Source organism: Ruegeria sp. AF5 (genome assembly GCF_056541905.1).
Genome location: NZ_JBQFYZ010000015.1, coordinates 37,642 through 54,457, shown reverse-complemented (window position 1 = coordinate 54,457; position 16,816 = coordinate 37,642). Strand labels below are relative to the sequence as shown.

The window sequence follows — 16,816 nt, the reverse complement described above, 5'->3', positions numbered from 1 at the left end:
GCATTTCCGCTTGATTTATGATCGTTTGCGCCAACACAGTTGCGCATTCAGATTTTATCGATAATAAATCCACAGCAACGCAAGCTGCAGAAAGTTTTATAGATAAAATGATCATCCCACACTCCGGCTGGACCCGTAAAACTGCGCAAGCTATTCATGATCTTCCGCTAATGGACCTTTTGTTCCGTGCGCAGACCGTGCATCGGGAAAACTTTGATCCAAACCAGATCCAGACTTCGAAGCTATTGTCGATCAAGACAGGTGGCTGCGCCGAAGATTGTGCCTATTGCTCGCAATCAGCCCGCAATGGATCAACCTTACCAGCATCGAAGCTGATCGAGGTTCAGCGCGTTCTGACCGAGGCCAAGAAAGCCCGCGATGGCGGCGCGACCCGGTTTTGCATGGGCGCGGCGTGGCGCGAGCCAAAGGCGCGTGACATGGATGCGCTGGTCGCGATGGTCGAGGGCGTCAAGGAACTGGGCATGGAAACCTGCATGACGTTGGGTATGCTCGACGACACTCAGGTGGTGCAGCTGCGCGATGCCGGTTTGGACTATTACAATCACAACATCGACACATCGGAACGCTATTACTCCGAAGTCATCACCACCCGTACCTTTGCGGATCGGATCGATACGATGAACCGGGTGCAGGAAGCAGGGATCAAGGTTTGCTCAGGCGGCATTCTGGGGATGGGTGAACATACTGGTGACCGTATCGACATGTTGCTGACATTGGCCAACATGACGCCTCCACCGGACTCGGTGCCGATCAATATGTTGATGCCGCAGGCCGATACCCCACTTGCCGACGCCGAGCCGATTGACCCGATCGACTTTGTGCGGATCATAGCAACGGCCCGCATTTTGATGCCCAAGTCCTATGTGCGGCTTTCGGCCGGGCGCAGCGACATGAGTGACGAGATGCAGGCGATGTGCTTTTTCGCCGGTGCCAACTCGATCTTTGTTGGCGAAACGCTTCTGACAGCAGAAAACCCCGAAGAAGACACCGACGCGGTCCTGTTTGCGAAACTTGGTCTTCAGGCCGAAAAAGCCGAAACGCGAAACTGCACGGAAGCTGCCGAATGAAAGCAGTCAACCGACTGGAATCGATGCTTGATGCGCTTCAAGCCCGGCACCGCCGCCGGGCCTTGATCCCGACACAAGGGCTGGATTTCGCGTCGAATGACTATTTGGGTCTTGCCGGATCTCAAGTGTTACAACGTGCGGCGCATGATGCGTTGTCGCGGGGTGTGCCTGTAGGTTCGGGAGGTTCGCGTCTGTTGCGGGGCAACCACCCTGAACATGAAGCGCTGGAGCGGGAAGCGGCCGCATTCTTTGGAGCCGAGGCCGCACTGTTCATGGGAGGCGGGTTTCAGGCCAATCAGGCGATCTTCTCCACGTTGCCTGCGGCTGAGGATTTGGTCCTTTATGACGCACTGGTTCACGCGAGCGCCCATGAAGGTATGCGGTCCAGCCGTGCAGGCCTGCGTGCCTTCCGCCACAATGATGTTGCGGATGCACGTAACGTATTGTGCGACTGGCAATCTACAGGCGGTTCGGGCCAGGTCTGGATTGCCGTCGAAAGCGTGTATTCCATGGAAGGTGATCTGGCGCCACTGGAAGACCTGTCCGTACTTGCGCGCGAAGCTGATGCGGTTTTGGTTGTTGATGAAGCCCACGCCACCGGCGTTTTCGGAGGGCGAGGCCGGGGTCTTGCGCATGACCTGAATGCTGATCTGCTGACATTGCATACCTGTGGTAAAGGGCTTGGTGTCTCAGGTGGGCTGATCTGCGGTCCGCGCGTGATGATAGATACCCTGATCAACCGCGCTCGTCCCTTCATCTTTGCGACCGCTCCGTCGCCTTTGAACGCTTCTCTGGTTCGTGCTGCGCTACGGGAGTTGGCCAAGGATGTCAGTCTGGTTGAAGGTGCGCATGAACGTATGCGCCATGCCCATGACACCGCACGGGAACTGGGGTTGCCCGCAGCCGCGTTGAACAGCCAGATCATCCCGGTTGTACTGGGAGACGACGAGCGCACAATGGCGATGGCGGCCACTTTGCAGCAGCAGGGTTTTGACGTTCGGGGCATCCGCCCGCCCACTGTCCCAAAAGGCACATCCCGTTTGCGCGTCTCGATTACCGGAAATGTCACCCTTCAGGATATCTCGACCCTATTTTCAACCATCGCAATCTGTCAGTCGGAGGCCGCATGAGCGCGCTGATCGTTGCCGGAACCGACACAGGTGTCGGGAAAACCGTGTTTTCGGCCGGTCTGGCGGCAGCTTTGCAGGCTCGGTACTGGAAACCTGTTCAATCTGGTCTTGAGGATGTTACAGACACTGAAACCGTCAGCGCGCTGAGCGGTGCCGAGGTCCTGCCCGAAGCGTACCGGCTGAACATGCCCGCCTCACCGCATCTGTCTGCCGAAGACATGGGTATTGAGATTGACCTCTCGCGTCTTGAAATTCCGAAAGTGGACGGGCCTCTTGTTGTCGAAGGGGCAGGGGGCCTTATGGTGCCGCTGAACCGCCAGTCGTTTTTTCTGGACCTGATTGCCGGATGGCAGGCTCCGGTTGTTCTTGTTGCGCGCACCGCCTTGGGAACGATCAACCACACCACATTGTCTCTAATGGCGCTTCGGGCTGCTGGCTGCGAGGTTGTCGGCGTCGCATTCGTGGGTGACCCCGTGCCGGACGTAGAGCAAACCATCGTCGAGATGTGTAAAGTGCATCATCTGGGACGCCTGCCATTTCTGAGCGACCTGACACCGCAGCGCCTGAACGGCGCATTTTCGGCAATCGATGTGGCGACCATTCGGAGGTTCCTGTGACCCCGTTGGAATTTGATGCGCGCCATCTGTGGCACCCTTATACACATGTGCTTGAACCCGGCCCGATGCACCTGATTTCCGGGGCAGAAGGTGTCTGGCTGACGCGTGCTGATGGCATCAGAATGATCGACGCAATGTCGTCCTGGTGGTGTACGGTGCATGGCCACAGGCACCCGGCCATCATCGATGCGATGCAAATGCAGCTGAATACACTGCCGCATGTGATGTTTGGCGGTCTGACCCACGAACCCGCCGTGGAACTCGGGCGCAGGTTGGTCGACCTTCTGCCAGATGGCCTGGATCGCATTTTCTACAGCGACAGCGGCTCGGTCGCGATTGAAGTCGCGTTGAAGATGGCAGTCCAGTACCAGATTGCCAAAGGCCGGGGCGAACGGTCTGAATTTGCCACGATCCGGGGTGGCTATCATGGCGACACATGGAAAGCGATGAGCGTTTGTGATCCCGTCAACGGGATGCATGGTCTGTTTCGCGGTGCGTTGTCGATCCAGCACTTTCTGCCACGCCCTCACATCCAGTTCGGCGATGTGTGGCTCGACGATCCTTCCGAGAACGGGTTGGAGGCGCTAGAGGCGTTGCTGAATGACAAAGGCAACAGGATCGCCGCGCTGATCCTTGAACCGGTGGTGCAGGGCGCTGGTGGGATGTACTTCTATCACCCCACCTGGTTACGCGGGGCGCGTGCCTTGTGTGATGCGCATGACGTTTTGCTGATCTTCGATGAAATCGCGACCGGTTTCGGACGCAGCGGCGAGATGTTTGCAATGGATCACGCCGGGGTAGTTCCGGATATCCTGTGTCTTGGCAAGGCGCTGACCGGTGGGCATATCACTTTGGCCGCCACTATTGCGACCGAGGCCGTCGCTCACGGGATTGGCGAAAGCGAGGCCGGTGTTTTGATGCACGGTCCCACCTACATGGCCAACCCTTTGGCTTGCTCGGCAGGTGTGGCGAGCCTTGACCAGTTGCAACAGCGAAACTGGAAGCAGGAAGTTGCATCAATCTCGCAGCAGATGAAAACCGAACTCGCGCCCGCGCGCAATCTGCCCGGTGTTGCAGATGTGCGCGTTCTTGGCGCAATTGGCGTTATCGAGATGGAAGAGCGGGTCGACCCCTCCATCGCACATGGATTGGCCGCAGAAACCGGTGTTTGGCTGCGCCCGTTTGCTCGCAATATTTATTGCATGCCTCCCTATGTTATTTCGCCGGACGAACTGAGCAGGGTAACGTCTGCGATGCTTGCTCTGGCTGGGGGGCAGAAATGAAAAGCCGTTGGCTGGCCCAATCAGACGACAGTATTCTGACCCTTGTGTTCGGTGGATGGGCATTAAGCGATGCTCCGTTCCGGGGTCTTACGGGGGGCGGGAATATCCTGTTGGTGGAAGGCTACACCAGCCTCAATGACCCCCTGCCTGATCTCGCCCGTTTCGATCACATTGATATGCTGGCCTTTTCCTTTGGTGTCGCGTCGGCTGCACATTGGCTGGCGTGCTCGGGCTTTCGTCCCGACCGATTGATCGCCATCAGCGGCACTTTGCACCCGGCGTGCCCGGAACGTGGTATTGCGCCTGACATGATCAAGGCAACGGCGGCTCAGCTTTCCGAGCGCAGCTTTGCCAAGTTCTGCCGCCGCGCGGGTTTGCCAGGCGAGCCCCCGGAACTGGACATCGCAGCGGCGCGGCGGGAACTATTTGCCGTGATCCAACGCGGGTCTGCCCCTGATCCGGGTTTTGACAGGGTGTGGATACCCACAAACGACCGGATCATTCCGACAGCGGCCCAAGATGCCGCATGGGCCTCAACCTCGGCCCGAGTCGAACATGTTGCGGGGCCGCACGTACCATTCCTACCGGAGCAAAGTTGGGCGAGTTGGGTATCATGACAGCGCAACTGGCAGACAGGGTGCAGCGGAGCTTTAGCCGAAGCTTTCAAACCTACCACGACACGGCAAATCAGCAAGCCTGGGTCGCAGGCAAGCTGGTGTCCGAACTGCGTCGTGCCGGAGTCCCGGACCGCTTTGAAACTGTCTTCGAGCTGGGATGTGGCACAGGGCATCTGACCCGTCTGATGCGACAAAAATTTCACCTGCCAAACCTCATATTGAACGACATCGCGCCGCAGGCTCAGGCAACGGCGGATGCGGAACAGGCCACGTTCATTGCCGGTGATGCGCGTGAAGTTCACTGGCCTTCCCGGATTGATCTGATCGCCTCGGCTTCGATGATCCAATGGATGGCAAGCCCGTTGCAATTGCTTCACAAAGCGATGGACGCGCTGGAGCCCGGCGGGTGGTTGGCGGTTTCGGGTTTTGGCCCTCAGCAATATCAAGAGCTTAGTCAGATTGGATCAACTGCGCGTGCACCGGGACTTACTACGCCGACTGCTCTTGCCGCTGCTGTCGACGGCCCGATGCAGGTATTGGCCGTTGGTGAAAGCCTGAGGCAAACCTATTTCGATACGCCCCGCGAGGTACTTAGGTATTTGCGAAGAACAGGTGTAAACGGCAGGGCGCAAGGGACATGGACCAAGTCCACGCTGGCTCGGTTCGAAAACGAATACGCTAAGGAGTTCGGCACGGATCGCGGGGTCTCACTGACATATCATCCCGTGTGGATCATTGCCCGGAAGCGATAGGTGCTTATTCTGCCGTGGCCAAACGTAATTTGTGAGCCTGCCAGACGGTCGCAATCTCCGCAGCCACGGCCCTCGGCCTTGAAGCGATTGTCACCAGTTCGTTTTTTCGGGTTTTTGCAGGCAATCAAATCTCATGTGCCCAGGGCGGTTCTGCCCCGGCGCGTGATACTGTTACGGCGGCAACAGTTGCGCCCAACGCCATGGCCGCCCGCAAGCTTTCGGAGGTCAGATTGCGCAGCCCTTGCTTTGTCAAATGCCCTGCGCGGCTGAGTTCAGTCAGAACACCAGCGTTAAACGTGTCGCCCGCGCCGATTGTGTCGACAACCTGAACAGGTTTCACAGGAACCGAAACCTTGGATCCGTCGGCCAGGTACCCATTCGCCCCGTCGCCACCCCTGGTCACGATGAGGGCTGACGGACCGGTCTGCAACAAAAGAGACGCTTTAGCCGCCTCGGGTTCGGCTCCCGGGATGATCCAGTCAAGATCTTCGTCTGAAACCTTCACAATATCGGACTGCGCAATCATGCGGTTCAGACGGGTTCGATACCGGGTCTGATCCTTGATGAAGCCCGGTCGGATATTCGGATCCAACATCACTGCGCGATCCGCTCCGTGGCGATTCAGAAGGGAGGCATAAGCATCCGCGCAGGGTTCACATGCCAGGCTGATACCCCCAAGATACAAGGCGGACACGGCTGTAAGCTGGTCCGGCATGTCCTCGGGTTGCAGCATTCGTCCGGCGGTGTTTTCATCAACAAAGCTGTAAGTGGCGTGACCATCTTTAAGCTGTACAAAGGCAAGGGTCGTGGGGCGGTTAGAGACAATCACATGTGACGTGTCAACATGGCTTGAATTCAGCGCCTTTGTAATTTGTTGGCCAAACATGTCAGACGACACACCGGTCAGCATTCCGACGGAAACACCCAGACGACCGACTGCGACCGCTGTGTTTAATATCGCCCCACCTGTGTGCGGTACAAATCCTTGTGCGCCCGACACTGTCGGCTCGGAAATCATGTCGATCAGGGCTTCACCACAGCACAGGATCATTTCGTAGTCCTTTTCAGAATTTTTCGTCAGGAAGACTTGCTATCGCATCAAAGCGTTCTTGCAGAAATTGTTCGCCCCGATGATGCCGAATTCTGCTTGCTCGGACACATAAAGGTTCAATGAGCGGCGCAGTTCGCTGAAACGGCCACCGCCGTTGAACGCCTCTCTGAACTCATCACCGAATAACCAGCGGTTCTTTTCTGCGACACCGCCAACAAGAAATACTCCGCCTGCAGGCATCAGTGTGACGGCCATGTCGCCCATCAAAGCCCCCAGATGGGTGTTGAACATCCGAGCGGCCTGTACCGCGATGGGGTCAGAACGGTCGCGGGCATCAAGCAGAATGTCTTTCGCCGAGCGCGTTGGTGTCTGCATATGGCCTGCCGCCAGCCCGATCGCCTGATAGAGGATAGGCAAGCCCGTACCGCTCAGGAACATTTCAGCTTCCAGCGCGAGGCTGTCACCAAAAAAACACTCAGGCGCAATGCTGCGGGCTGCTTCAAAGATGTCAACTTCGTCGCGGTGACGCGGATACAGGCCCACATGCCCACCTTCGCCAGAGACTGTGTGATAGTGGCCCTCGGAAAACAGCAACGCCCCCACGCCAAGCCCTGTGCCGGGGCCCACCACCAATCGCGTGCCCGCGGGCGGTGTCGCGTGACCTTGCAAGACGGCAACATCTTTCTGGGTTACTTCTGCCACCGACCACGCTGCAGCGGTGAAATCATTAATTACAAACGTATGACTGGCACCAGTGGCCTTTGCCAATTCGGCCTCGGACAGGTCCAGATTGGCATTTGTCAGCCGAATCGTGCCGTTCCGGACAGGGCCCGCACCCGCCGCCACGACCGCCTGTGGATTTGTTCCGATTTCATCCCTAAGCGCGTGAAACGCTTCCAGCAGATCTTCCAGTGTCCCCGTTGGGCGCTTGCGCAGGTCTGTCAGCTCTCCGTTCGTTACCACGCCCAGCCGCGTGTTGGTGCCTCCTATGTCGGCAACCAGATTCCAATGCTCATGCACTGCACTGGATGGTTGCGCTAACGGCTGAGAGACGTTCTGACCCCCGGAAAGGGCAGGCTTGAGCGCCATGAAAGACGCTTTGGGTGTTCTCTCAAGCGTTTCAAAATTCACGTCCACCAGTCCAAACCTTTTTCCACATCCGAAGGCCCAATCGCATTTGTCACAGCAGTGACCAGACAAAACAGCCCTTTACCGGAACATCTTGTGCCAAAGCGTCCCTTACGGCAGCCAGGTGTCGGTTGAGATAATCCATACGATCATCATTCTGAAGACGTTCCCCGCTCGCCATACCGTTTTCGGTGATACAGATTGGTAGCCCGCTCGTATAGCCCTTCATTGTTTGGATCTGAAATCGGTTGAAAAAAAGGCTCGATTGCCCACCCCATCTGGGTTTTGGGCAAAGGTTCGGAGCCCCTTCTCAGGGCTGGCCATACAGATCGCAACCATACGGCGCTTGACAAGGGTGCAGCTCGTAATTCACCCTAATTGAAACGTTTCAATGGTGAAGGATGCGAGTTTCTGCCCAACTCTACACAGTGCGGCAATGCGGTGATCTTGCAGATCAACTGCAATTGGTTGCGAACTGCGGGTATTCAGATGTCGAAACCACCGGCTTGCATGGCCTGACCCCCGCTCAGATGGCGGGCATTATTATCGGGTCAGGCCTTAATGTTCGGTCAGCACATTTTGATTGGGAAGAGTTTGAAGGGCGATTTACGGATATCGTCGAAGTATTAAACCTAATGGAATGCCGGGTGGCTGTCATGCCTTGGCTGGCGCCCCAGGTGCGGCCCGACACTGAAGAGGGATGGAGGGCGGTGTCGGGCCAGTTGTCCAAATGGGCAAACCAACTGACAGATCATGGTATCAGCCTTGCGTATCACAATCATGATTTTGATCTTATCGGTGAGGCTGGCGACACACCTCTTGATCTGATCCTTTCCGGCGGAGACGTCTTTTGGCAGCCAGATATCGGTTGGCTGGTTGCGGCTGGTCTGAATCCGGCGGACGCGATCCGCCGCCACGCCAATCGAATCCTGTCCGTGCATGCAAAGGATATCGACCCAGCAGGCGGAACAGGTGACGCGCGCTGGCGCGATATGGGCGAAGGCGTGGTTGACTGGCACGCAACCCTGCGCGCGCTTGCCTCGACCAACTGCACGGACCTGTTTGTCGAACATGACGAAACCGATGATCACGTGCGCACCCTGCAAACGGGTCGGTCATTTTTGACGGAACAACTGGCAGGGTTTGGGTGATGGCGCGGGCGACGATTAAATCGATTGCCAGAAGTACCGGGTATTCGGTTGGCACAGTCTCGAATGCCTTGCGGGGTTCCGTATCGGTAAAACGGGAAACCCGGGAAGAGATTCAGAAAGTTGCATCGGATCTGGGATATCGGGTAAATCTGGATGGCCTGAAGCTGCGCACCAATAAATCCTATCGAATCGCGGTTATGGTCCGTGTTTCGAACGATGCCGCGGAAGAGTGGGAAGGTGTAGAGTTTACGCGAATTCTGGCCGGAATATCCAATGCACTAATGGGATCACGCTATCAGCTGAGCGTATTCAGCGCATGTGATGGCGAGGCCGCGCTGCAAACGTTGAAGTCCATCGTGCAGGAAGGGCAGGCTGATGGCGTGATCTTTTCCGGCACGCGTGTTCATGATGAACGCGTCGCGTATCTGCAGGGGCAGGGCTTTCCTTTTGTCACATACGGCATGAGCGACAGCCCTCAACCGCATCCTTATGTGGATCTCGACAGTCAGGCAGCGGCCTATGATGCCACGACCCGGCTGCTTGCGCTGGGGCATCGTCGCATCGCTTTGATAAACCCGCCGGATGACCTGATCTATGCACAGCAACGCCGCCGGGGTTATGCTGATGCGCTGTCAGAATGCGGTGTGGAGTTCGATCCGACACTGGTTTCCACCGGCCCGACCACTGCGGAATCCGGTCAGCAGAAATTTGCGACGCTTATGCAGTTGCCGAAACCGCCGAGCGCAATAATCTGCGCCAATGAGGCCATAACCCTTGGGGCGCTGTCAGCTGCCGACAAAGCCGGAGTGCAGGTTGGCAGGGACGTTGTGGTCATCTCGAACGACGACTTGAAGCTCAGCCAGTATTTTGTACCGCCACCTAGCACTTATTACTTGCCGATTGCTGAAACAAGCCGTCTGCTGGGTGAGTTCATGTTGAAAGCTTTGGACGGGGTCGATCCGTCCGAGATTCAGAAAAAGATCAGGGCCACATTGATCGAGCGACAACCTGACACCCCGGCGCCGGATGCGGCGCAGACCACCTGATCCAACAAAGGAGTACCTGAACATGATTAAAAACCTACTTGCCGCTGCCACACTCACGACACTTATGGCTCCAGCGGTTATTGCTGCCGACCTGGAAGGTCGTGTTCTGAAAATCGGAACCGATGCGACATACCCACCGATGGAAACCGTGGATGAAACAACCGGAGAGATCGTGGGCTTTGACGTCGATGTGATGAATGCGATCTGTGAGAAGGTCAATTGCGTTCCCAACTTCGTAAACACCGCCTGGGACGGTATCTTTGCGGCCCTTCAGCAGGGCGAGTTCGATCTGGTTATCTCGGGCGTGTCGATCACACCGGAACGCGAAGAAACCATGGATTTTTCCGAGCCTTACATCGTTGTCAGCCAGGCCATTCTGTTGCAGGTCGATAATGCTGACATGACACTTGAGGATTTCAAAGCCGGTGGCCAGAAACTGGCCGCGCAAACCGCGACGACCAACGCCCAATTGGCGGAAGAGCTTGTCGGGCGCGAGAATGTCAGCCTTTACGACAACTTCTCGGCCGCCATTCTGGCGCTTCAGAACGCAGACGTCCAGGGCGTGATCATCGATGGCACATCGGCGGCGGCCTACGAACAGGAATTTGCGGGCGAATTGACTGTTGGCATCACAGGCCTGCAATCCGACCCGTTAGGCATCGTGTTTCAGGAAGGCGATCCGACAGTGGATGCAATTAACGCTGGTCTGAAAGCCATTCAGGAGGATGGAACGCTGGACGAGCTGACAGCCAAGTACTGGGGCACCAACTGATCCATTAGCGCCCTTTTTTGGTCCGGCGGCCAGTGCCGCCGGGCCTTGTCATAGCGGAGAAGTTCCATGTCGCGCCTCAGCACGATCCGCCCGAGTAACCTGGTGTTGCTCGCTGCAGCGCCCTTTATTATCTACCTGTTCGCTACATCCTCAAAATACTTGCGGTCGTTGGTCGCAATTCTGGGGATCGGTATTGACGCGGGGCCCATTTTTGTAGGGTTTCTGCTGATTTCGACCGTTGCGATCCTTGGATATCTTTGCGCCCGCTACGCGCGGTTTTCACAAAACTCCCCCGGCTGGTTGAGGTTCAGCGCGCTTGCCGCGTTACCGGCTGCTGCGGCGCTTTTGGTCATCAGCTTTGTTTCTCCTCAACTTCTGATGCCATTTGCCGAGTCGGTCTTCTTTCATGCGCTCAGCGAAAACACCTCGCCCCTCATCGATCGGTCCAATCAGACCTGGGTACTGTTTCCGGACGTGATCGCCAGGGTTCAGACGGGATTACAGGTTTTCCTGGCGGTTTACGCAGCTGTAGTCGCGCTTTGCCTATTGTCGGCACGTTTGCAGCCGCCCTGGCGCGGGCGCGTCTTGTTGGGGTTGGAGAGTCTCACAGGCGCGGTTCTGTTTTATCTCATGTTCATGGCTCATTGGCAGTTCGCGACCGGGGTGGCCATTACTTTCCGCGCGGCCATCTTTGCCTATATCTTCGCGGCCATTCTTGGTTTGGTCTGGGTCGGGTTGCAATCGTTTAAACCAAAGGCGCGTACTACGGTCGTCTATGGTTCGATCAGTTTGGCATTGCTGGCAGCCTCGGCCTTTTTCTTCATGCAGCCGCAGGTCAGCTTTGTTCTGGTGGGCAGCACCGAGGGGCGTATCGCGGTTGTGCGCGGCACGCCGCAGGCGCAGGCTGACGTCATCCGGTTTGGCGAGTTCGAGGGGGCCGATGGTCAGCAGTATCGGATCCGCAGCGCAACCGATGCCACTGCCGCGCTTGAACAGATCGAAACGGTCGACAGCGTCTCGGGCGCTTTTGTCCCGGCGGAGGCGCATACGCAAGGTTATCCGGTCCTGTGGCAAACAAGATTTCTACCCGATAAGTACCGCAATCCGGCCCTGGCATTTGCCGTGCTCGGGTTTTTGTTGCTGACACTGACCATCGGCGGGGCGCAGCATAAACTGCACCCGCTGGCGGTCGGGGCCGAGTTTTTCGTGGATACGATACGCGGCATTCCGATGCTGGTAATCATTCTTTATATCGGTTTGCCGCTGGCGGGCGCAGTCAAGGATGTAACCGGCGGCGGTATCGATATGACCAATATGACACGGGGGATCATCGCGATCTCGGTTGGTTATTCCGCCTATATGGCCGAAATTTTCCGGTCCGGGATCGAGGCGATACCAAAAGGCCAATTGGAAGCGGGCAGCTCTCTGGGTTTGTCGCGATGGCATACGGCGCGGCTTATCGTTCTGCCGCAAGCCCTGCGGATTGTAACTCCACCGCTTGGCAATGAGTTTATCGCGATGATCAAGGACACGTCATTGCTGTCAATCCTGTCCGTCCGCGACATGACCCAGAGGATGCGAGAATTTCAGGCGGCTAGCTTTTTGCCCTTTGCCCCCTTCAACACGGCAGCAATCCTGTATGTCGTTCTCACACTCGGCTGCGCCAGTTTCCTGAAGTGGATCGAACGACGCACGGCAAAGGACACACGATGAGCGCGCTGGAACTTGGGGTTTGTTACTACCCCGAACAGTGGGACCCTTTGCAATGGCGAGACGATGCTGCCCGAATGGCAGATATGGGGTTGGATTGGGTGCGGATTGCTGAATTCACCTGGGGCCTGATCGAACCCGCGCGCGGTCAGTTCCACTGGGGCTGGCTGGATGAGGTGATTGAGATTTTGGGGCAAGCCGGTCTGCGGGTCATGATGTCCACCCCAACAGCCGCCCCCCCAAAATGGTTGATCGATGAGTACCCCGAAATCCTGCCTGTAGGGCCGGATGGTCGGGTCAGAGGGTTCGGTTCGCGCAGGCATTATTGTTTTTCCAGTGAGGTTTATCTGACCGAGGCGCAAAGGATCGCAACCGAATACGCTCGCAGATATGGTCAGAATTCGTATGTACAAGCGTGGCAGATCGACAATGAGTATAACGACCACGATACAGTTCTCAGCTATTCCGATGCCGCGCGGACTGGTTTTCAGAACTGGTTGGAGGAACGATATGGTGCAATCGACGTATTGAACGACGCGTGGGGAACCGTTTTCTGGGGGTCGCTTTACTCACGGTTTGGTCAGATCGAACTGCCCAACGGGCTGGTCGCCATGCCCAATCCAGCCCACGCGCTGGATTTCGCGCGCTATTCTTCAGAGCGGGTTCGGCTGTTCAACAAAACGCAGGTGGATGTTCTGCGCAAATATGCGCCGGGCCGGGATATCACCCATAACTTTATGGCAGGCAGTTTCGAGTTCGATCACCACGTCGTGGCTGCTGATCTGGATATTGTCGGGTTCGACAGTTACCCGCTGGGGAACCTATTGGGCTCTTCCCTTTCGGATGAAGAAAAGCGCCGTTATCTGCGCACCGGCGCACCGGACTATCAGGGATTTCATTGTGATTTATATCGCAGTCAGGGGCGCGGTCGGATGTGGGTTCTGGAACAGCAGCCGGGTCCGGTAGATTGGGCCGATAAGAACCCCTCTCCGGCAGAGGGGATGGTTCGGCTTTGGACCTGGGCGGCCTATGCACATGGCGCGCAAGCCGTGATGTTCTTTCGCTGGCGACAGGCAAAATCTGCTCAAGAACAATACCATACAGCGATATTGCGGTCAGATGGCAGCCTGGATCAGGCTGCTATTGAATTGGCTGAGATCGTAAAGGATCGCGCCATTTTGCCACCCGAGAGGCGGGCAAAAGCGCGGGTTGCAATGCTGCTGGATTATACCTCGATCTGGGCGGCGGATATCCTGCCGCATGACAGGGATTTCCCCAATGTCCAGATTTTTCGCGAGTGGCACACTGCTATTCGTGGTTTTGGGGTCGATCTTGATTTTGTTGGCCCTGAAGATGAACTGAGCGGCTATGCCCTCATCGTATTACCGCAAAGCATGATCGTGACGGCTGACCTTGCAGACAAGCTTGACGCTTCGGGAGCCAAGATACTGATAGGTGCCCGTTCGGGCAGCAAGACATCCGGGATGAACACTCCTTCCAATCTGGCTCCGGGCGAACTGGCAAAGTTAACAGGTATCCGTGTCACGCGCGTCGAATCACTCCCTTCACTTGCGCAGGAGGCTGTGATTCTTCCCGATGGTCAGCAACTCGAATTCACGGGCTGGCGTGAAATCGTCGAAACCAAAGAGCACGTTTTGGCCCGCTTCAAGAGCGCTTATTGCGATGCCAGCCCGGCGGTCATCCGTTCTGACCGCACGACCTATCTGGCAATGGTTCCGCGTAATGAGCTTTTGCAAGCGATTGTCGGTGAGGTACTGAACTGGGCTGGGATAAATGCAACGCCTTGCGATCCCGATTTGCGCATAACCCAACGCGGCTCGACCTACTACGCGTTCAACTTCAGTGACGTTTCAAAGCCTTTGCCTGTTGGCCTTGCACGTCAAATTTTGCTTGGTTCAGATCCGGTCAATCCAAAGGACATTACCGTTTGGCAGGAGAATGCGGCGCCTCATAATTCAGCTTAGACGTGTCAAATCGCGAAACTGGACATAAGATTTTCGCAAACTGTCACTTTTGGACTGACGGATGGGCGCAGAAAGTCCTATGAATAGAAAACAAAAAAATCGAGTCCAACAACGGGAGAACACTATGGTTACCAAATCATCACTTTCCAGACGCACTGTTTTGAAAGGAGCAGGTGCCGCTGCACTTGCCGCGCCTCTTTACAGCAAGAGCGCACTGGCGTCGTCCGGTGAAATCAACATCCTGATGTGGTCGGATTACCTGCCGCCCAGCTTTATCGAAGAGTTTGAGACCCTTACCGGCATCAAGGTGAACTACACCGGGATCGGCTCAAACGAAGAAATCATCAACAAGATGAAGGCAACCAAAGGTCAGGGCTTTGACATCGTCTCGCCGACCAACAACCGCTCGTTGCAGTGGGAGCCTCTGGAGCTGTTGCAGCCCTTTGACATGAACAAGGTTCCGGTCGACTTGGTGAACCCTGCCATGGCCAAAATCGGTACGGATGCTTGGAACTTTGGCGGCGCCGGGGTCCACTGGTTGCCGCATATCTGGGGCACCGAAGGTATTGCATACCGCACCGACTTGTGGCTGCCGGCTGGGGACGCACCATCCTATGGCGACGTCTGGTCAGAAGAAAACGCAGGCAAAACCATGGGTCGTGCGCATTCGATGATGCTTGGCGCTGGTCTCTACATGGAGCGTTCCGGCGAGATGGAACCGGGTTCGGTCTGGGCCGCATATGGCGATGAAGAAACCATGCGCAAGGTCTGGGGTCAGATCACCGACTGGTGCATTGCACGTAAGGATCGCATCAAGCTGATCTGGAACGACGCCGACACGCAGAAGAACGGCCTTCTGAACGAAGGTGTTGTTGTCGGTCAAACCTGGGACGGCCCACCACTGGCACTGAAATCGGCTGGTGAACCGGTGCACTATCAGGCGCCTATCGAAGGGGCGATGGCATGGGTTGACGGGATGTCGATTCCATCCGGCGCGGCGAATATCGACCAGATCTATGCCTTCATCGACTTCGCCTATCAGGCCAAACCTGCCGGTGTTGCCATCGACAGCCACGGGTACAACTCTCCTGTTCTGGGGGCTGACCAGTATTCTGGCGACACTTACAAGAAGAACTTTGCCGAGGCCTATCCGGGCGACTCGCTGGCCAACCTCAACCCGTGGCCGGCCGAAGCACCGTGGTATGCTGAAACGCGGACCGAGTTCGTCAACAAGTTCAAGAGCGCATAAGCGATCTGAAACCATGCCCCTCGCGTTCTGCGGGGGGCAACAATCTGTGCGCCGCTCCGGCGTAACGGAAAGCTATGTGGTGTGGTGACAGCACGCACCTCAGGGAGATACCAAAAATGAGTGCAGGGGTCGGAGTCGATCTGGAAAACCTGTGGATCCGCTTCGGTGACTTCGTCGCCGTGCGCGATGCAAACGTCAATATAAACGGGGGCGATTTCTTTTCGTTCCTCGGGCCCTCGGGTTGCGGAAAAACAACGATCTTAAGGGCTGTTTCCGGCTTTCTCGAGCCTAGCGAAGGCAATGTCCTGATCGGCGGCAAGAACATGCGGGGCATCGGGCCCAACAAGCGCCCCACTGCTCTGATCTTTCAGAACCTGGCGTTGTTTCCCTTGATGAAGGTCTGGGAGAACATCACGTTCTCGATGGAAATCAAAGGTGCCAGCAGCGCCGAACGGCGCAAGCGCGCTGATGAGCTTTTGGACATGATCGCGCTGCCGGGGCAAGGTGACAAACTTCCCAGCGAATTGTCTGGGGGTCAGCGTCAGCGAGTGGCCATCGCTCGCGCCCTTTGCGCCGAGCCGGACGTTCTGCTTCTTGATGAACCTTTGTCGGCACTTGACCTCAAACTGCGCCAGCACATGCGAACGGAACTGCGTGAGATACAGCAGCGTGTGGGCATTACCTTTATCTACATCACACACGACCAGGGCGAGGCACTGACCATGTCAGACAATATCGCCGTCATGCGTGCAGGTGTGATTGACCAGATTGCCGACGGTAAAACCATCTACAACGATCCCAACACGGCTTTCGCGGCCTCATTTGTCGGCGAAAACAACGTTTTCCGTGGCAAGATCAAACAGGTCATGGGCAACGAGGCGCTGATCTCGACCAACCGCTCGGGCGACCTGGTTGCACGGATATCGACCGCCAACCAAGGCAAGATGAAAGAAGGCGATAGTGCGATGATGTTCATTCGTCCCGAAGCCTTCGCCATTGCGCCCGAGGGGGCTTCGGGTGACCATTTTGTTACCGCGCGGGTCAACCACGAAGAATTCGAAGGCAACGTCTTCAACATCTTTACCGAAGGTGAAGGTGGAAAAGAGATCAAGGTGTCGATCCCGAACCATGGACAATCCTTCGAGGACCACACCGGACAGAACATCACGTTGGAATACAAGACGCATAATGCCGTCATCGTTCCTGCGGGTGAACTGGCTGCAGAATAAGGGGAAAA

The 16,816-nt window shown here is 56.5% G+C and carries 16 protein-coding genes; 13 read left to right on the top strand and 3 right to left on the bottom strand.

Features of this window, described 5'->3' with window-relative positions; translation table 11 throughout:
• The first annotated feature begins 107 nt into the window (after positions 1-107).
• The 6 genes from bioB to ACR0DS_RS16715 are packed head-to-tail and all read left to right on the top strand — an operon-like array spanning position 108 to position 5,487.
• Entirely contained in the window at positions 108-1,088 is a 981-nt protein-coding gene (gene bioB / locus ACR0DS_RS16740) for a biotin synthase BioB (protein WP_209507670.1), read from the top strand.
• Complete coding sequence (locus ACR0DS_RS16735) at positions 1,085-2,218, top strand: 8-amino-7-oxononanoate synthase (RefSeq protein ID WP_480507023.1); 1,134 nt, start codon at positions 1,085-1,087, stop codon at positions 2,216-2,218. The genes bioB and ACR0DS_RS16735 overlap by 4 nt, the downstream gene beginning before the upstream one ends.
• Positions 2,215-2,835, top strand: coding sequence for a dethiobiotin synthase (gene bioD, locus ACR0DS_RS16730; RefSeq protein ID WP_480507022.1), 621 nt, complete (start codon positions 2,215-2,217; stop codon positions 2,833-2,835). Before ACR0DS_RS16735 ends, bioD begins: the two co-directional genes overlap by 4 nt.
• A complete protein-coding gene (bioA, locus tag ACR0DS_RS16725) occupies positions 2,832-4,118 on the top strand; it encodes an adenosylmethionine--8-amino-7-oxononanoate transaminase (protein WP_480560224.1) in 1,287 nt (428 codons plus the stop codon). The genes bioD and bioA overlap by 4 nt, the downstream gene beginning before the upstream one ends.
• Positions 4,115-4,735 carry a pimeloyl-ACP methyl esterase BioG family protein gene (locus tag ACR0DS_RS16720; RefSeq protein ID WP_480560226.1) on the top strand — a complete coding sequence of 207 codons (621 nt, stop codon included), beginning with the start codon at positions 4,115-4,117 and terminating at the stop codon, positions 4,733-4,735. The genes bioA and ACR0DS_RS16720 overlap by 4 nt, the downstream gene beginning before the upstream one ends.
• Positions 4,732-5,487 carry a methyltransferase domain-containing protein gene (locus tag ACR0DS_RS16715; protein ID WP_480560228.1) on the top strand — a complete coding sequence of 252 codons (756 nt, stop codon included), beginning with the start codon at positions 4,732-4,734 and terminating at the stop codon, positions 5,485-5,487. The genes ACR0DS_RS16720 and ACR0DS_RS16715 overlap by 4 nt, the downstream gene beginning before the upstream one ends.
• 124 nt (positions 5,488-5,611) lie before the next feature.
• Here ACR0DS_RS16715 and ACR0DS_RS16710 read toward each other — a convergent pair whose 3' ends face one another.
• The 3 genes from ACR0DS_RS16710 to ACR0DS_RS16700 form a co-directional block, all read right to left on the bottom strand.
• Complete coding sequence (locus ACR0DS_RS16710; RefSeq protein WP_480560230.1) at positions 5,612-6,538, bottom strand: carbohydrate kinase family protein; 927 nt, start codon at positions 6,536-6,538, stop codon at positions 5,612-5,614.
• Positions 6,539-6,577: 39 nt separating this feature from the next.
• On the bottom strand, positions 6,578-7,627 hold the full coding sequence (locus ACR0DS_RS16705; protein ID WP_480560232.1) for a glucokinase: 1,050 nt from the start codon (positions 7,625-7,627) through the stop codon (positions 6,578-6,580).
• 91 nt (positions 7,628-7,718) lie between these two features.
• Positions 7,719-7,847 carry a family 1 glycosylhydrolase gene (locus tag ACR0DS_RS16700; protein WP_480616868.1) on the bottom strand — a complete coding sequence of 43 codons (129 nt, stop codon included), beginning with the start codon at positions 7,845-7,847 and terminating at the stop codon, positions 7,719-7,721.
• A gap of 220 nt (positions 7,848-8,067) precedes the next feature.
• Here ACR0DS_RS16700 and ACR0DS_RS16695 point away from each other — a divergent pair, with 220 nt between their 5' ends.
• The 7 genes from ACR0DS_RS16695 to ACR0DS_RS16665 all read left to right on the top strand — a co-directional run bounded on the left by ACR0DS_RS16695 (position 8,068) and on the right by ACR0DS_RS16665 (position 16,808).
• Positions 8,068-8,817, top strand: coding sequence for a sugar phosphate isomerase/epimerase family protein (locus tag ACR0DS_RS16695; RefSeq protein WP_480560236.1), 750 nt, complete (start codon positions 8,068-8,070; stop codon positions 8,815-8,817).
• Complete coding sequence (locus tag ACR0DS_RS16690) at positions 8,817-9,863, top strand: LacI family DNA-binding transcriptional regulator (RefSeq protein WP_480560238.1); 1,047 nt, start codon at positions 8,817-8,819, stop codon at positions 9,861-9,863. The genes ACR0DS_RS16695 and ACR0DS_RS16690 overlap by 1 nt, the downstream gene beginning before the upstream one ends.
• 22 nt (positions 9,864-9,885) lie before the next feature.
• A complete protein-coding gene (locus tag ACR0DS_RS16685; RefSeq protein WP_480487386.1) occupies positions 9,886-10,635 on the top strand; it encodes a basic amino acid ABC transporter substrate-binding protein in 750 nt (249 codons plus the stop codon).
• A 66-nt stretch (positions 10,636-10,701) separates the two neighbouring features.
• Positions 10,702-12,348 (top strand): amino acid ABC transporter permease, encoded by a 1,647-nt coding sequence (locus tag ACR0DS_RS16680; protein ID WP_480560240.1) that lies wholly within the window; start codon positions 10,702-10,704, stop codon positions 12,346-12,348.
• Positions 12,345-14,330, top strand: coding sequence for a beta-galactosidase (locus tag ACR0DS_RS16675; protein WP_480560242.1), 1,986 nt, complete (start codon positions 12,345-12,347; stop codon positions 14,328-14,330). Before ACR0DS_RS16680 ends, ACR0DS_RS16675 begins: the two co-directional genes overlap by 4 nt.
• A gap of 124 nt (positions 14,331-14,454) precedes the next feature.
• A complete protein-coding gene (locus ACR0DS_RS16670) occupies positions 14,455-15,579 on the top strand; it encodes an extracellular solute-binding protein (protein WP_209507630.1) in 1,125 nt (374 codons plus the stop codon).
• A gap of 116 nt (positions 15,580-15,695) precedes the next feature.
• Complete coding sequence (locus ACR0DS_RS16665) at positions 15,696-16,808, top strand: ABC transporter ATP-binding protein (RefSeq protein ID WP_480487392.1); 1,113 nt, start codon at positions 15,696-15,698, stop codon at positions 16,806-16,808.
• Positions 16,809-16,816: the final 8 nt, after the last annotated feature.

Bases quoted from the DNA above. Each gene is read 5' to 3' on its own strand.
- ACR0DS_RS16700 (WP_480616868.1), bottom strand. From the start codon at position 7,847: ATGGCGAGCGGGGAACGTCTTCAGAATGATGATCGTATGGATTATCTC.
- ACR0DS_RS16710 (WP_480560230.1), bottom strand. From the start codon at position 6,538: ATGATCCTGTGCTGTGGTGAAGCCCTGATCGACATGATTTCCGAGCCG.
- ACR0DS_RS16665 (WP_480487392.1), top strand. From the start codon at position 15,696: ATGAGTGCAGGGGTCGGAGTCGATCTGGAAAACCTGTGGATCCGCTTC.
- ACR0DS_RS16675 (WP_480560242.1), top strand. From the start codon at position 12,345: ATGAGCGCGCTGGAACTTGGGGTTTGTTACTACCCCGAACAGTGGGAC.
- ACR0DS_RS16715 (WP_480560228.1), top strand. From the start codon at position 4,732: ATGACAGCGCAACTGGCAGACAGGGTGCAGCGGAGCTTTAGCCGAAGC.
- ACR0DS_RS16680 (WP_480560240.1), top strand. From the start codon at position 10,702: ATGTCGCGCCTCAGCACGATCCGCCCGAGTAACCTGGTGTTGCTCGCT.
- ACR0DS_RS16705 (WP_480560232.1), bottom strand. From the start codon at position 7,627: ATGGCGCTCAAGCCTGCCCTTTCCGGGGGTCAGAACGTCTCTCAGCCG.
- ACR0DS_RS16690 (WP_480560238.1), top strand. From the start codon at position 8,817: ATGGCGCGGGCGACGATTAAATCGATTGCCAGAAGTACCGGGTATTCG.
- bioD (WP_480507022.1), top strand. From the start codon at position 2,215: ATGAGCGCGCTGATCGTTGCCGGAACCGACACAGGTGTCGGGAAAACC.
- ACR0DS_RS16685 (WP_480487386.1), top strand. From the start codon at position 9,886: ATGATTAAAAACCTACTTGCCGCTGCCACACTCACGACACTTATGGCT.
- ACR0DS_RS16735 (WP_480507023.1), top strand. From the start codon at position 1,085: ATGAAAGCAGTCAACCGACTGGAATCGATGCTTGATGCGCTTCAAGCC.
- ACR0DS_RS16695 (WP_480560236.1), top strand. From the start codon at position 8,068: ATGCGAGTTTCTGCCCAACTCTACACAGTGCGGCAATGCGGTGATCTT.
- ACR0DS_RS16720 (WP_480560226.1), top strand. From the start codon at position 4,115: ATGAAAAGCCGTTGGCTGGCCCAATCAGACGACAGTATTCTGACCCTT.
- ACR0DS_RS16670 (WP_209507630.1), top strand. From the start codon at position 14,455: ATGGTTACCAAATCATCACTTTCCAGACGCACTGTTTTGAAAGGAGCA.
- bioB (WP_209507670.1), top strand. From the start codon at position 108: ATGATCATCCCACACTCCGGCTGGACCCGTAAAACTGCGCAAGCTATT.